This is a genomic window from Marinobacter oulmenensis (genome assembly GCF_014201735.1).
GTDB lineage: Bacteria > Pseudomonadota > Gammaproteobacteria > Pseudomonadales > Oleiphilaceae > Marinobacter > Marinobacter oulmenensis.
The window spans coordinates 377,754-391,993 of the sequence record NZ_JACHFE010000001.1 but is presented as its reverse complement, the minus strand read 5'-3'; the positions used below and the strand labels follow the sequence as shown (position 1 = coordinate 391,993).

The window sequence follows — 14,240 nt, the reverse complement described above, 5'->3', positions numbered from 1 at the left end:
GAAAACTGGCTTTGCGAACGGATATGGGGCCCTGCTCAGCGGTTTCAACCGCCTTTAAGGGCAATCGATGAAATTTTCACCTTTCCCACATTTGCAAACCGGAAAAACCCTGTATATATTCACAGTCACTGTATGAACGAACAGTATCACCGAGCGGAGGTCACGGCATGCTCACAGAACTCACGGTATCCAACTACGCCATTGCCGAAAGGGTTGAACTGAACTTCAGGCAGGGCATGACAGCCCTGACCGGGGAGACCGGTGCCGGCAAATCCATCGTACTGGACGCCCTGGGCCTGGCCATGGGCGGCCGAGCCGACGCCGGCGCGGTACGCCATGGCGCCAAACGGGCCGACATCACCGCCAGTTTTGATATTGGCCGCATTCCCGACGCCCGGGAATGGCTCGAAGAGCACGAACTGGACGACGGCAGGGATTGCATCCTGCGCCGAACCATCAGCAAGGAAGGCCGCTCCAAGGCGTTCATCAACGGCCAGCCCTGCCCGCTTTCGCAGCTGAAAGAACTGGGTAGCACCCTGATGGACATCCACAGTCAGCATCAGCACCAGTCACTGCTGCGCAAGGACACCCACCGCCGGCTGCTGGATGAGTTCGCCGGTTGCGAATCCCTCGCTGCCGACACCGGCGCTGCCTGGCGCGCGTGGAACCAGACCCGCCAGAAACTGCATCAGCGCCGCCAGAACGCCGACGAAGCCGAAGCCCGGCTGCAACTGCTGCGTTATCAGGTGGAAGAACTGGACCGCCTGGCCCTTGAGGACGGCGAACAAACCGCACTGGAAGAAGAACAGGCGCAACTGAGCCAGGCCGATGCCGTGCTGCACAGCAGTCACCAGGCTGCCCTGTTATGCACCGAAGACGAGACCAGCGCCGCTGGGCTGGTGCGCCAGGCCCTGCAACAGCTTGAACAACTGCCGGTGGAAGTGCCGGCCCTGGCCGACACGCTGCAGATGCTCAGCGAGGCGGAGATCCAGATTTCGGAGGCCGGCGACAACCTCCGCCACTTCGTTGACGACTACGAGGCAGACCCGGCCCGACTGTCGGAAGTGGAAGACCGCCTGAGCAGCATCTACCAGATGGCCCGGAAGCACCGGATCACCCCGGAAGAGCTGCCTGAATTCCATCAGCGCCTGGCTGCGGAACTGGCGGAGCTGGACGGCGGGGCCGGCAGCCTGGAGCAACTGGAAGCGGAACTGGCAGAACAGCAGGCACGTTTTGACACCCTGGCCAGCGAGCTGACCGACAAACGCCAGCGGGCAGCGGCGGAACTGGACCAGCGCATCGCCGAGGAACTGGCGCAGCTGAGCATGCCGTCCGTGCAGTTCGTTACTCACCTCAACCGTAACGATGACGGTGAGCCGGCACCCCATGGCCAGGAAGACATCGAGTTTCTGGTCAGCGCGAACCCCGGGCAACCGGCCCGGCCACTTGCCAAGGTAGCCTCCGGTGGCGAACTGTCCCGGATCAGTCTGGCAATCCAGGTTGTGGTGGCCCAGACGTCCACCACCCCGACCCTGGTCTTTGACGAAGTGGACGTTGGCATCGGCGGCGGCACGGCGGAAGTGGTTGGTCGACTGCTGCGCTCACTCGGGGAAAACGGACAGGTTCTGTGCGTAACGCATCTGCCGCAGGTGGCAGCGCAATCCCATCAGCACCTGTTTGTCAGCAAGTTTACCGAAGCGGAAACGACTTACTCACGAATTGAGACACTGGATGATCAGGGAAGGATCAGCGAAGTGGCAAGAATGCTGGGTGGAATGGATATGACGGAGCACACAATCGCCCATGCGCGGGAAATGTACACCAAGGGCCAGGCCACCCATCACTGAACCCCTTCTCTACTTCGTGGAGAGCTTTCAGGGCCGACGCTGTCGGCCCTTTTTTTCACCGGTCAGCTTTTGTCGCCACTTGCCGGCTTTACATAGAGGATCAGGCTGTGATCAACGATCTCATAGCCATGCTCCTCGGCAATCTTCTTCTGGCGCTCTTCAATCACCTCATCGACAAACTCGACAACCTCACCCGTCTGGGTACAGACCATGTGGTCGTGGTGATCATCGCCCGCCATCTCAAACACGGCATGGCCGCCTTCAAAGTTGTGGCGCAGCACCAGTCCAGCCGCTTCGAACTGGGTCAATACACGGTAGACCGTCGCCAGGCCCACGTCATCGCCCTGATCGAGCAGCTTCTTGTAAACGTCCTCCGCACTCAGATGGTGCTCGTTAGCGTTTTCGAGAATATTGAAGATTTTCACTCTGGGCAGAGTAACCTTCAAACCGACTTTTCGTAATTCGGCGTTTTCAGATGACATGTTAACATTCACTCTTTGGTGTGCCTTACGGCTTCGGGTATGATGAAGCCGCCGTTCAACGGTGTACCCGTTTCACTCCTGCCCCGCGCAGGCGACTTCAAGATAGAGGATTTCCCCTGGCGATGCAAAAGCTCACCGCTATCGTTCTTATTAGTATTTTATCCTTGGCCGGCTGCGCGTTCCCGGGCGTCTACAAGATCAATGTCCAGCAGGGAAACATCGTCACCGATGAAGAACTTGGCCAACTGTCCGAAGGCATGCCCAGAAGCCAGGTACACGCCATCCTCGGGACACCGCTGACCATCGATCCGATTGACCCAACCCGGGACTACTACGTGTACACTTTCCAGCGCCGGGGCGGTGACATCGAGGAGCAGCGGATCGTCATCAACTATGACGATGACCAGTACACCGGCCACGAGGCCAAGCTGCTGGAAGAGACCCCGGCCTACTGAGCCGGGCGCCTAGCCCTTCTTCCTGGCGCGGTTCAGCCGCGCCTGCTTCGGGTCAATCTTCAGGGGGCGGTACAGCTCAATGCGGTCCCCTTCCCGGAGTGCCTGCTCCGACGGGCTTTTCACCACCTTGCCGAAGATCCCCATATCAATGGCGTCCGGCTCAATCTCCGGAAACACCTCGGTAATACCCGACAGTTTGACCGCTTCCAGCACCGTTGTCCCTTCCGGCACCTTTACCGGCACAATACGTTGCTTGTCCGGGCGGGCATAGGCAACTTCCACCTGCATCAGACCGTCTCCTTCTGATAGATCTCATCCGCCCGCTGGCAGAACGCCTCGACCATGGAGTTGGCCACCTGATTGAAGATGGGGCCGAAGGTCATGCGTGACAGGGTACCGGAGAACTCGAACGCCAGGGTCAGAATCACCTTGCAGGCATTGTCCCCGATGGACTGGAAACTCCAGCGCCCGGTCAGGTTTTTCAGGGGCCCGTCCACCAGTGTCATGTCGATGGTGTCCGGCTCAGCCAACTGATTCTGGGTCGTCAGACGCTGCCGAATACCGCCCTTGGCAATCTCGATGGAGGCCACCACCTCCTGCTCGCTGCGCTCATGAACTTCGGCGTCGGCACACCAGGGCAAAAACTCGGGATAGCGGGCAATATCGTTCACCAACTGGAACATGCGTTCAGCCGAGTGCATGACAAGTGCGGTTTTGTTGATCTGGTGGGCCATCGAATCCGGAATTCCTGCAAATTAACTGAATGACGACCGGGCCTGCCGGTTAATGCTCATACGCTATCATAAAGGATATTGCCTTCCTTTGGCGCGTTTTCAAGGGAATCCCCTTCTCGCACATGCGTGCTGAGCCCCGCCTTGGTGGGCTCGACCACCTCTTCCGCCTCGTCACCCGCCGGTGCCTCGGGGGAAGCCTTCGACATCGGCGCCTCAGCCGCCTGATCGTTACCGCACCAGCCCGCCGTATTCTGCCCGTGGCACAGGCTGGTGACCGAGAACACGGTGTACTGCAAACCGATCCAGGCAATCACAAACGGCAACACCAGGCGCAGCACCCAGTACCACACCTTGCGGAAAAGCTTGGGCGTATGCCCCAGCAGAAGTCCGCCAAAGCGACGACTGAGGCACCAACCGGCAAACGCCGACACCAGCACACCCACCGCCGGGATCACCAGGCCGCCGGCCACCAGCTCGATCCAGCGGAACGGCGACGCACCACCCGGGCGCACATCGGCCCAGGCATTGAACGACAACAGGGACGCCACCCCGACCAGCCAGACCGCCAGCCCCACTAACGCCACGGCGACGACCCGGGAAGCCCCGCTCCATTCCATCAGCCAGCCAACCACCGGTTCCAGCAGAGAAATCGCGCTCGCCCAAACAATCAGCACCACCGCCAGGAAGACCGCAGCAATCATCACTTGGCTGTAGGGCAAGGCGGCCAGATGGGCTGGCAGCGAGACAAACAACAGGCTGAAGCCGCGCTCACCATCCAGCCCGGAACCGTCGCCCGCGATGGAAAACACCATCAGGCCGGCACCGATGGAGACCAGGGTATCAATCAGCACCACCGCCAGAATCGAACGCTTCAGGCGCGTATGGGAGGTGCTGTAGGCCCCGAACACTGTCCAGACGCCCATGCCCAGGCCCAGGGTATAGAACGCGTGGAAGAAAGCGCCCTGAACGCTGTCCATGCCCAACTGATCCGGACGCAGCTCCAGGATGTGCCGGATGCCGGTATCCAGGCGACCATGACTGGCCGACATGAAAAACAGAACGGTCATCAACACCAGCGCCAGCGGCACAATCATCCGTACCGACCGCTCAACCCCCTGCACCACGCCGCGGGCGGAGACCAGCAGCACCAGTAACAGGAAAGCCCCGTGCCAGGCCATGAAAATGCGATAGTTGTCCGGGTTGGACACCAGATCGGAAAAGACGGCGGACGCGGAATCCACCGTGGCGCCCTCAAACACATCACGGGCACCGAGGAAAACATAGGCCAGCGCAATGCTGCCAAACACGGCGGTAAACGACAGCACGAGAAACGCCGCAAGAATACTCAGCGGCCCGGCCAGCCGCCAGAACCGCCGGACACCCGCCGTCTTCACCAGGGCGTTCATGGTCGGCACAATACCCTGGCGGGAATAGCGGCCAAAAACCGCCTCGGTAATCATCAGCGGCAGCGTAATAATCAGCAGGCAGGCCAGGTAAAGCAGCACAAAGTAACCACCACCGTGCATGCTGGCCAGATAGGGAAACTGCCAGAGGTTCGCCAGGCCCACCGTAGCGCCCACCGACGCCCAGAAAAACGTGGATTTGCGGGTAAACGAGCCGATCGAGTTCTGATTCGTGAGTGACATTCCTGTCCCTGATCGCAATGGTGGCCACATTGTAGCCGAAGCAGGCCCCGGCAAACGACCGTTTCTGCTCGGCAGCCACCGGATATCGTGACCCGCCACGCAGTCCTGAGCTACAATCCCGCTTCCGCCGACAGGCCATCCCGGTCGGCGACGTCATTCTTCCGACTCCGGACAGGATTCATGAGCAAGAAGAAAGCCAACGCACCGACCAGCAACACCATCGCCCTGAACAAAAAGGCGAAGCACGAGTACCACATCGAGGAACGCTTCGAGGCCGGGCTGTCGTTACTCGGCTGGGAAGTGAAATCCCTGCGTGCCGGCAAGGCACAGCTGGTGGACGCCTATGTGCTGCTGAAAAACGGCGAGGCGTGGCTGCTTGGGGCACACATCACGCCTCTGAGCACCGTTTCCACCCACATCATTCCGGACCCGACCCGCACCCGGAAGCTGCTGCTGCACGCCAAGGAAATTGCCAAGATCATCGGCAAGGTTAACCAGGCCGGGCACACCTGCATCCCGCTGGCGCTCTACTGGAAACACAACAAGGTGAAGTGCGAGATCGCCCTGGCCAAGGGTAAACAGAAGCACGACAAGCGCGCCGCCGAGAAGGAAAAAGACTGGAACCGCCAGAAACAGCGCATCCTGAGGGAAAACAACTAAGGCGGCCGGGTAGGTACAAATAGCGAACGCGGCCCTTGAAGTTCCCGGTAACGGCCACATATACTTAAACCAAGAGGGGACGACATGGCTTCGACGCCGGTGACGAACCCTTGGGTGCATGTCGAGATGGCAGCGAATCTCGTTAATCCAAAGCTGCTTTAAAATAGTCGCAAACGACGAAAACTACGCACTGGCAGCGTAAGCTGCCGGTCGTCCTGGCTGGGGCGCCTATAACCCAGTAGCAACATCCCAGGACGTCATCGCTTATAGGCTGCTCCGTTAGCCAGAGCTCACTGTCTAACGGCTAAGATCAAAGAGCTCGCCTCCTGCACCCTGACCTTCGGGTCGCTTGAGGCTAAATCAATAGAAGGACGCTAAGCATGTAGATCTCAAGGCTGAGTGCTGGCGGACGCGGGTTCAATTCCCGCCGTCTCCACCACCTTCTAGGAAAAAGCCCCTGACTTCAGGGGCTTTTTTTGTGCCCCCCTCTCAAATTCGCAGAATGCCCAAAGATTGCCGCCCAAGAGGTGGTGATGATCGACACCAATGAGAGGAAATTACTGGACGGGCATATCTACATGATGTGGAGTGGATACCACTTGCTGGTTAAGCAGATCAGGCGCTTTGGAATGATGGTTTACAGCTGCCGAGTGACAATAAGGAGCGCGCTCCTCAGAAGATTGCCACCACCGACCTAGACGATCTTAAAATAATTGGGGAAATGAGGTATCGCCGTAAAGAATTTTTTAAAGGCCTACCATCTAGGCCTTTATTTGCTCTAAATCCCACCCTTTACTCTCCACTTCTGGACGGCACACATCTTCCCAAAACGTGTCAATACATTTGCCACATTGGTCGAGAAAAGCAGCAAGGTCCTTTGAAATACTTCGATAACTTTCTTGCTCACCAAACAACATATTCTCAACCTTTTTCGATTCCTTTACCTTCCTCACGAATCTGGATGCTACTAATCCCTCAGGCTCGATACCACCTTCATCGTCTGGTATTCGAACAAGGTTGCGAGGGTCTTCGCCCCTTAGACCCACCTTCTCAAACCTTAATACCAATGAAAACATATCACTGTCCGCCTGATCTCCTTCCACATCATATCTTACAACGCTCGTAAGCTTTACCTTCACGCTGGAATCTATGGCGGACGAAGCGATCCATTTCAAAAAACCTAGTATAAAAAACTCACTGTAATGATGTTCACATTCATTAATGCTTTTCAGCTCAAGAGTATTACCATCATCGAGACCATCTAATGAATCCATATAATGGTCAAAAAACTGATTTAGGAAATCATCACTTTTTTCTACGTTGTCTTTAATTATATCAAAAACTTCGCCAAAAAAATCTTCGCTAACCGCACCTCTAGTAGTACGGGTAGTGAACATAAAAACCCAGGGCTTTGCCTGATAGCTAAACTGGTACCTCAGAATTTGGAAAATTGATGCGACTCTGCTTTTCACACCGGGTGGCGCAACACTATTACAATAGTCTAGATTAACAACCTCAAAGGGCCCTCGATTTCGAAACGCCCGATTCACAACCCCATTTTCAGAAAGGTTATCAATGGTATCATTTTGTATGAGCGCATCTTTTGATTCAGGCTGAGAAATCCCAAGAAGTGGAAGGTTCCGCTGTGCCTCTTCATAATCCTTTGTATTATTTATGAAACCGACCAACCGGAGCTTCTTAACATTAGTTTTCTCATCATCAAGTTTAAGTTTTGAATGAAAATATCGGACATCAAGCAACTCACCGCCAGGGAGAGTCAAAACATTAAAGTAGGAGCTCTGCTCATGAGCTGGGTCTTTTCGCAAAGAATCAATCGCAGCCCACCATTGCTTGGATCGAATCCAATGCTTTCGGGGTCTATGCCAAGCCTCAAAGGTAGTACTCTTAACCACCTCCTCAATTTTGTCAGCATCGACATCACCACCAAATGCCTCACTATCGGCGAATTCGTCCATCATCACCTCAACTATCCCGGGAATATATTACAGCCGCCAAATCCGCGATTAATGCTTCCTGATCTTCATAGCTCATATCCTCCAGAACACCATAAAGATCCAAAACTGACACAATTGCTCTAATTTTTTCCTTGGCCAGATCTTTTTTAGGACCTTTCTTATGCCTTTTAGGTACACGCTCAAATACACTATCGGAATCAAACTTATATGAATCCCAGGTATCGGAGTCATCATCAAAATAAACAGGCCGAATATCTGAGAGGTCGTAATTACGGGAGTTGGCAACAGCTTCTATAGTTTCAGAAAGTTGCTGTCTAAACTGACTCGCTTGTTCCACCTTACCCTGCTCTAAGGCTTCTTTCTTTAGATCCTTATACTTACCAATAACCTGCCTTAGCGCTGAGTGGAGCCATCTAGAGACAATCTGGTAATGGGGGTGCGCAGTATTAAAAGACTCCCTGTCAATGTTCAGAGCAGACTCCAAACCTTCTTTAATAAAGATTTCAGCAACAAGCTGACTCTTAATGGTATGCTCAGCAACCTGATACTTCATGAAAGTTTCATCAAATAGCGTACCAGTGGCATTATGAACTCTCAACACAACGCCATTATGCTCTTTTGGGACAACCTTTGGGCACCACATAATATAAGCGTCAAAGCTTAAAGAACCGCCAGATTGGGTAGGCTTCATATTTTCAAATTTATTATGATAGCTTCCAATGAATAGTATTGGATTCCTAACAGCTGCCTGAGTGGAGGGGAGCCTTCGATGTCTTATGGGTCGATAAATTTTCACGCCATCAATTTCGACATTAAAAGCTGGACTCTTTTCGTCTATCTCCAGATTGACAAAATCGCTAACTGACTGATCCCCGGATAGCTCAACTCGTTCAGCCTTACCCTTAAGGCTATTAACTATCTTATAAATTATTGGATAGTCATCTGAGCCCAAATCAAATGGATGTTTATCAATATAAGGAACTGGAACCGAAAGACCGATGCTCCACAGCATCGCTAAATAGTTATCAAAAACCTCATGTAATTTAGGGCTTACCGTTTTTCCCGCAAGAGATAACATCGCATCATATAACTTGTTAAACCTATCTTCAGGCTTATCACTATATGACCATGGGAGCTCTTCATCTCTTGCAACGATGTCCTGATTTTTACTCTGGGTCGTACCAATATGAAAGTTTGGAGTATGGACTCTGGGATTCGACGAGGGTTCATCGCCATCGTTTTCACTTGCTTCCAGAGACCATATTTCAGTACTCCTCAATTGATTACGGGCGCTTTCCTTTATATTTTTAAGAAAAATATTTGTACCATGATCTTCGATATTATCGGTCTTTATGGACTTTATGGCCACTCGACCTGCGGAAAAGCTTTGACCTCTTGCATCAACTTCTGACGTAGAATCTGGATCTGCATAATTATGCAGTACAACATGAGCTTCTATATAGTAGTCATCACCACTCTTTTTGGTCGTAATAAAAAACTCTCGTGTCAACTGAGCAACGCTAAATAAGCCTATCCCAATTTTTCCAATAAGCTTTCTATTCTTTACCGGACTTCGAGATGGATCTACTTCGTTGACAATCCCTAAATTCTCTTTACTTTTGTCTCTTTTGGCGCTTCCACCTATATGATGAATAAGGTTTGTCAACTCTGCTGACGACATACCATTGCCATCATCCTTAACTATTATATTCTTAAATCTTGGAACATCAGTGTCAATCCAAACGTTATCTGCATCAGCGTCATAGGCGTTGGAGATAAGCTCCCTTATAGCCGAAGCGGGCTGCCTATAAATACCATCAGTAACACGAGCCAAAACCTTCTCGTCCGTGTTTAATTCAGCATAGGCGACGCCTCCACTCTCCTTGTTACGGTCAATCTCTTCCTGAAGGTCTACGTCCTTCTTCTGATCCAACCGCTTCTTCTCATTTGTATAGTCTTCCCTAGACATGAGACTGAAGACCTCCTAATCGTTTTTATACACAGTAGACGATCAAAAAGACCCTAACTCAATCGCCAATGGTGAATATTCGCCACTGCTTCTCTTAGATTTTAACAAGGTGGCAAGGAATAAGCCTAGAGCCTCAGAAAGCAGAGGAGGAACAGCATTGCCCACTTGTGTATATCTAGGGCAAGTTACTTTTCTGCGCTTACCACCTGTTGTATACGGACCGAGAAAGGCAAACCAATCAGGGAATGACTGTATTCTAGCCATCTCCCTAACCGTAAGTATCCTAGGCTCACTATAATGCAATATATCATCAGGCAACGTGGTAAGCGTCGCTGAAGGTTTGTCAGGATGCAAGGGAGTAATCGCGTGCTTTTTTATACCGTATCTATCCCTATCTTCCTTACTCAACGTATATCCCTTTCGACAATCCCTAAGGATAGAATTGAATCTAAAAACGACATCTGAGCTATGTCTCGGCAATCTCAAACAATTAGGCGCGAATCCTACGCCACACCCTTTTCTCATCAACCTAGTAAAGGGGGAGCTTTTTACAGCTCTAGCATCATAATCAATTTGCATAAAGCCTTTAATATTACCATCCATAGCGGCAACAAGTTTTTTTCCAGAAATTTCCAGATCACATATAGCCTGCCGGACTGTAACAGGCTTAGCGACAGGTAATCGCTTCGATTTCAAAAAGTTACTTCTCTGTTTTTTAAGCAAAACAAAAGGATCCTCCTTAATGCCCATATTTTTTTTCACTGCAATTAATATAAATCTAGGCCGTAACTGAGGAACACCAAAGTCGGAGCTCTTTAAAATCTCATATTTTGCATCATACCCCAACGCATCCAAACGTTCCTTAACAATTTCTGAGTAAGGTACACCGGAATACGCGCCGCCGGATTTCGTAAAGGGAGAGTTAAAACCGCGGACGTTTTCTATTAGCAGGAACTTTGGTTTAACAAGCGAAACCACTTCCATATACCGCTCAGCCATCCTATTCCTCGGGTCGTTCGGATCACGGCGACCTGCGGGAGAAAACCCTTGGCAAGGAGGGCCGCCTGCAATGAGATCAACCTTTCCTTCAAGTTCGGTCAGTCTTTCAGAGTGTGTTTTGAGGAACCCCTCAATGTCATGGGCTCGCTCAGACAGCCAAGAAGGCCACTGGTAATCGAAACGTCCTGAGTCGACGAGATTATGGTGGAGAGTAGAGAACGCATCTGGGCTCCGCTCAATAGCGAAAAGTCCCTGCCAGCCTGCCTGGAGAAGGCCAAGTGACAAGCCTCCACAACCGGCAAAAAGATCAATAAATACAGGAGCCTTTGACATCCAATTTTCCAGTATGCGCGCTATTTTTACGTTATTGGCATTGTACAGGAATCATTACAAATGTCCAGGACATTGGGCACGTCTGGATAGACTACCCCCGATCCGTATCGAAATTGAGGTTGTTAACCAACACTCCATCCAATCGAGTTTGATCCATCGTTACACATTCCCAGACAACCTCTACCAGCCATCTCATGTCCTCGAGAGCCAACTTGTTCCTCTTGTCCCTCAACCGATTCGACCTGAACTTCGCTTCCCAGAATTCTGGTCGGGTCTTTGGAACCGACGCCAGCCGACATCCAGAATGACGGTGCCAGAAACAGCCATGGACAAAGATGATGAGTCCGTGCCTTGGCAGGACAATATCAGGTTTGCCAGAAAGATCCCTTCGATGGATCCGGAACTGCATGCCCATGGAATGGAGCGTTTTCCTGACCCGGATCTAAGGCCGTGTATTTGCGGGAAGATTAGCCCTCATTATGCGTTTCCGTGTCTCAGAAACCATGGTTTCCCGGAAAACGACACTAGCGTCTATTTTGTGGACAGGAACGACCACAGAAGAGTAATCATGTCCTCTCCAGATATGGGTCATTCAACTACTACTTGTACCACTGATACACGCAGTCTTAGACTCGCCCCCGATACGGATCTAGGTCGACATCTATCTAAGGAGTAAATAACCAACAATAAGGCGAGGCATTAGCCTTCCCTACTATGGCAATGCAGGCAGAGGTGTCCCAACAGTATACTTAGCCCTGATCAGTACCAATATAGATCGTAGTTCCTACACGGTACACGGGAGCCTACTACAGCTACCCTTCATTATCATAGGAGCCAGAGACAATCTATGCGCACAGGCCGAGCCGTATCGCCATAGGGAACCGGAGATCCGATACCCGCATATGTGAAGGGCGCGATCTGCCTCCCGGTAGAAAACTCGGACTTGGTAGCCCCCTGACACCAGATTCCTGATGGCCTACAGCCCAAAGCGGGAACAATTCCTCCCGTGCCATACAAGTTTCTCACCGTCCCAGCAGTTCTCGTAGCCGTACCCAGTTCTCCGCAGAACACCCACGTTGCAGAAGACAGTATTCGGAGCCTTGGCGATGGCAACCGTTTAGCTAATCACCTCCCCTCTGCTCACGGGGTATGTCTAGGATCTCGTGATATCGTTGTGGGTGTAGGTGAGGCCAACTTTGCACATAGGAGCCTGCCAACAGCAGAAAGGGTCAATAATGATTAGCGTCATTCAGGTGTCAACAACGTGTCCACGCCTGCTCTTTTCAGGGCCTTTCGGCGCCCGGCCTACTCCACCCAATCCACCACCCAATAACCCGCCTCAGACGGCCCCTCGGGCAAATCCGCACAGGTATCGTAGCGCACGATGCTCTGGCGCTTGCAGTGCACCCGCAGTGTTCGGGCGGAACCACCAGAATCATTGAGGTTAACGGGTACGATGAGCTGCTCACCGTTTTCGACTTCATCCCCTACATCCAGCCAGCTATAACCTTCCGCTTCGGGGTGGTGCGTGAGTACATGAATCTCGGCCACCTGCTGGGCCTGGGTCAGGTTGCCCCGGCCGCGGTAGCAGGGCAGGTAGGGCTTGTCGGCGAGTTCGCTGTCGAGCAGCGGGCGGATGTCGGTGTCCGTGAGGCGGCCGTATTTTCTGAGTGCCGGGAAGGCAACTGCACTGGCCGCCAAGCGGCAGCCGCCCAGGTGTGAGCTTTCCCAGACGTCGATGGGCAGGTTGCCTGCCTGGGCGGCGTCACGCAGTTGTTTGTAGGTGCTGTAGCCGAATTTGGCGCAGCACTTGTCCTTTTTGCCGTGGGTACAGCACAGCAGCATCGGTCGGGTTTGCGGTTGCGGGTTCCAATGCTCCAGGGCGTCTCCCGCCCTGATGGCGTCCAGCAGTTCCGGGAGGGCCACACGGGGCACTTCCAGGGTGATGGCTTCGGGGAACAGGAACAGCCGATGGGTTTCGTCGGGCAGGTCCCGGTCGTAGATCATGTTCACGCGGCGCCCTTCCTCAACCATCTGGTTCAGGTGTTCGGTCACCTCCGGGGCCATGTCACTCGCCCGGCGCAGGCTCCGGGTCCAGGTCTGGCGGGGCCAGGTGATCAGAAGATTCCGGGTCAGATGAACGCCCGTGCCGGCCAGCGGGTCGCCGACGCGTTCGCTTTCAACCGCACAAAACAGCTTTGCGCTGCTCATGACACCACCTGTTCCCGGGCAATGCGGTCTGCGGGAGGGGCGTCAGCGCTTCGCTTCAATGGCAAACAGACCGGCGCACCGTGTTGCGGATCAGCCAGTACCTGCGCATCCAGGTCAAAGACTTCTTTCAGCGACCGCTCGGTGAACACGGCCTGGGGGCTGCCGCGATACCGTATTCGCCCGTCACGCATCATCACCAGTTGGTCAGCGTAGGCCGCGGCCAGGTTCAGATCATGGAGTACCACCAGGAGGGTTCGCTGGTGATGGGTGCACAAGTCTTTCAGTAGTTCCAGCAGATCCACCTGGACCTTCAGATCCAGGAACGTTGTCGGTTCGTCCAGCAGAAGCAGCTCGGTTTCCTGGGCCAGGACCATGGCAATCCAGCAGCGCTGGCGCTGGCCGCCACTCAGGGCCTCGACCGGGCGATCCGCAAACTGGCTGACATCGGCGTTCGCCATGGCCTTTTCCACGGCAGCCTGATCCGCTCTCGACCATTGCCGCAACAGGGACTGATACGGAAAACGGCCGAGGGCCACCAGTTCCCGCACGGTCATGCCCTCGGGCGCGGTGGGACTCTGGGGTAGCACGCCCAGACGGCGGGCCACGGCTTTGGCGGGCTGGGCCTGTATGTCCTGGCCGTCCAGCAGGACGGTCCCCTGCCGGGTCGGCAGGGTGCGTGCCAGGGCTTTCAGCAGTGTGGATTTGCCACAGCCGTTGGGGCCCAGTAACACGGTCAGTTGTCCGGCCGCCAGCTCAAACTCCACGTTGTCCAGGATGATGCGGTCGTCGTAGCCCACACACAGCCCCTGCCCCACCAGGGGAGAGGTTATGGGAGGCCGGTCGGCCTGTTCAGGGCGAAAAGTCATAGGCAAGTCGCTTGGCATGGGGAACAGATGATATTCTTACGCATTCTCATTATCAATGTTGC

General features: G+C 53.6%; 13 protein-coding genes and 1 other RNA gene. 4 read left to right on the top strand and 10 right to left on the bottom strand.

Features of this window, described 5'->3' with window-relative positions; genetic code table 11:
• Positions 1-167: 167 nt before the first annotated feature.
• On the top strand, positions 168-1,847 hold the full coding sequence (recN, locus tag HNR38_RS01815) for a DNA repair protein RecN (RefSeq protein WP_183699167.1): 1,680 nt from the start codon (positions 168-170) through the stop codon (positions 1,845-1,847).
• 62 nt (positions 1,848-1,909) lie between these two features.
• On the opposite strand, the gene fur is transcribed toward recN, so the two are convergent.
• On the bottom strand, positions 1,910-2,329 hold the full coding sequence (gene fur, locus HNR38_RS01810; RefSeq protein ID WP_183699165.1) for a ferric iron uptake transcriptional regulator: 420 nt from the start codon (positions 2,327-2,329) through the stop codon (positions 1,910-1,912).
• Between the two features lie 122 nt (positions 2,330-2,451).
• Here fur and HNR38_RS01805 point away from each other — a divergent pair, with 122 nt between their 5' ends.
• Positions 2,452-2,784: an outer membrane protein assembly factor BamE gene (locus HNR38_RS01805; protein WP_183699163.1), complete on the top strand. Its 333-nt coding sequence runs from the start codon at positions 2,452-2,454 to the stop codon at positions 2,782-2,784.
• A gap of 9 nt (positions 2,785-2,793) precedes the next feature.
• On the opposite strand, the gene HNR38_RS01800 is transcribed toward HNR38_RS01805, so the two are convergent.
• Genes HNR38_RS01800 through HNR38_RS01790 form a run of 3 tightly spaced genes read right to left on the bottom strand, consistent with a single transcriptional unit; the run spans position 2,794 to position 5,164 of the window.
• Positions 2,794-3,072, bottom strand: coding sequence for an RnfH family protein (locus HNR38_RS01800; RefSeq protein WP_183699161.1), 279 nt, complete (start codon positions 3,070-3,072; stop codon positions 2,794-2,796).
• A complete protein-coding gene (locus tag HNR38_RS01795; RefSeq protein ID WP_183699159.1) occupies positions 3,072-3,518 on the bottom strand; it encodes a type II toxin-antitoxin system RatA family toxin in 447 nt (148 codons plus the stop codon). The genes HNR38_RS01800 and HNR38_RS01795 overlap by 1 nt, the downstream gene beginning before the upstream one ends.
• Before the next feature lie 56 nt (positions 3,519-3,574).
• The gene (locus HNR38_RS01790; protein ID WP_183699157.1) at positions 3,575-5,164 is read right to left on the bottom strand and encodes a sodium-dependent transporter; all 1,590 of its coding nucleotides are present in this window, start codon (positions 5,162-5,164) and stop codon (positions 3,575-3,577) included.
• A gap of 180 nt (positions 5,165-5,344) precedes the next feature.
• Between HNR38_RS01790 and smpB the strand changes: the two genes are divergently transcribed.
• The gene (gene smpB / locus HNR38_RS01785) at positions 5,345-5,824 is read left to right on the top strand and encodes an SsrA-binding protein SmpB (RefSeq protein WP_183699155.1); all 480 of its coding nucleotides are present in this window, start codon (positions 5,345-5,347) and stop codon (positions 5,822-5,824) included.
• 75 nt (positions 5,825-5,899) lie between these two features.
• Positions 5,900-6,263: a transfer-messenger RNA gene (gene ssrA, locus HNR38_RS01780) on the top strand.
• 322 nt (positions 6,264-6,585) lie between these two features.
• Here ssrA and HNR38_RS01775 read toward each other — a convergent pair.
• From HNR38_RS01775 to HNR38_RS01750, 6 genes are all read right to left on the bottom strand, one after another.
• Positions 6,586-7,803, bottom strand: coding sequence for a PP_RS20740 family protein (locus tag HNR38_RS01775; protein ID WP_425488685.1), 1,218 nt, complete (start codon positions 7,801-7,803; stop codon positions 6,586-6,588).
• Positions 7,804-7,807: 4 nt separating this feature from the next.
• Entirely contained in the window at positions 7,808-9,769 is a 1,962-nt protein-coding gene (locus HNR38_RS01770) for an ATP-binding protein (protein WP_183699151.1), read from the bottom strand.
• Between the two features lie 42 nt (positions 9,770-9,811).
• Positions 9,812-11,101: a DNA cytosine methyltransferase gene (locus HNR38_RS01765; protein WP_183699149.1), complete on the bottom strand. Its 1,290-nt coding sequence runs from the start codon at positions 11,099-11,101 to the stop codon at positions 9,812-9,814.
• 91 nt (positions 11,102-11,192) lie between these two features.
• Entirely contained in the window at positions 11,193-11,543 is a 351-nt protein-coding gene (locus HNR38_RS01760; RefSeq protein ID WP_343068221.1) for a very short patch repair endonuclease, read from the bottom strand.
• 863 nt (positions 11,544-12,406) lie between these two features.
• Positions 12,407-13,312 carry a ferredoxin family protein gene (locus HNR38_RS01755; protein WP_183699147.1) on the bottom strand — a complete coding sequence of 302 codons (906 nt, stop codon included), beginning with the start codon at positions 13,310-13,312 and terminating at the stop codon, positions 12,407-12,409.
• Entirely contained in the window at positions 13,309-14,178 is an 870-nt protein-coding gene (locus HNR38_RS01750; RefSeq protein ID WP_183699145.1) for an ABC transporter ATP-binding protein, read from the bottom strand. The genes HNR38_RS01755 and HNR38_RS01750 overlap by 4 nt, the downstream gene beginning before the upstream one ends.
• Positions 14,179-14,240 lie beyond the last annotated feature (62 nt).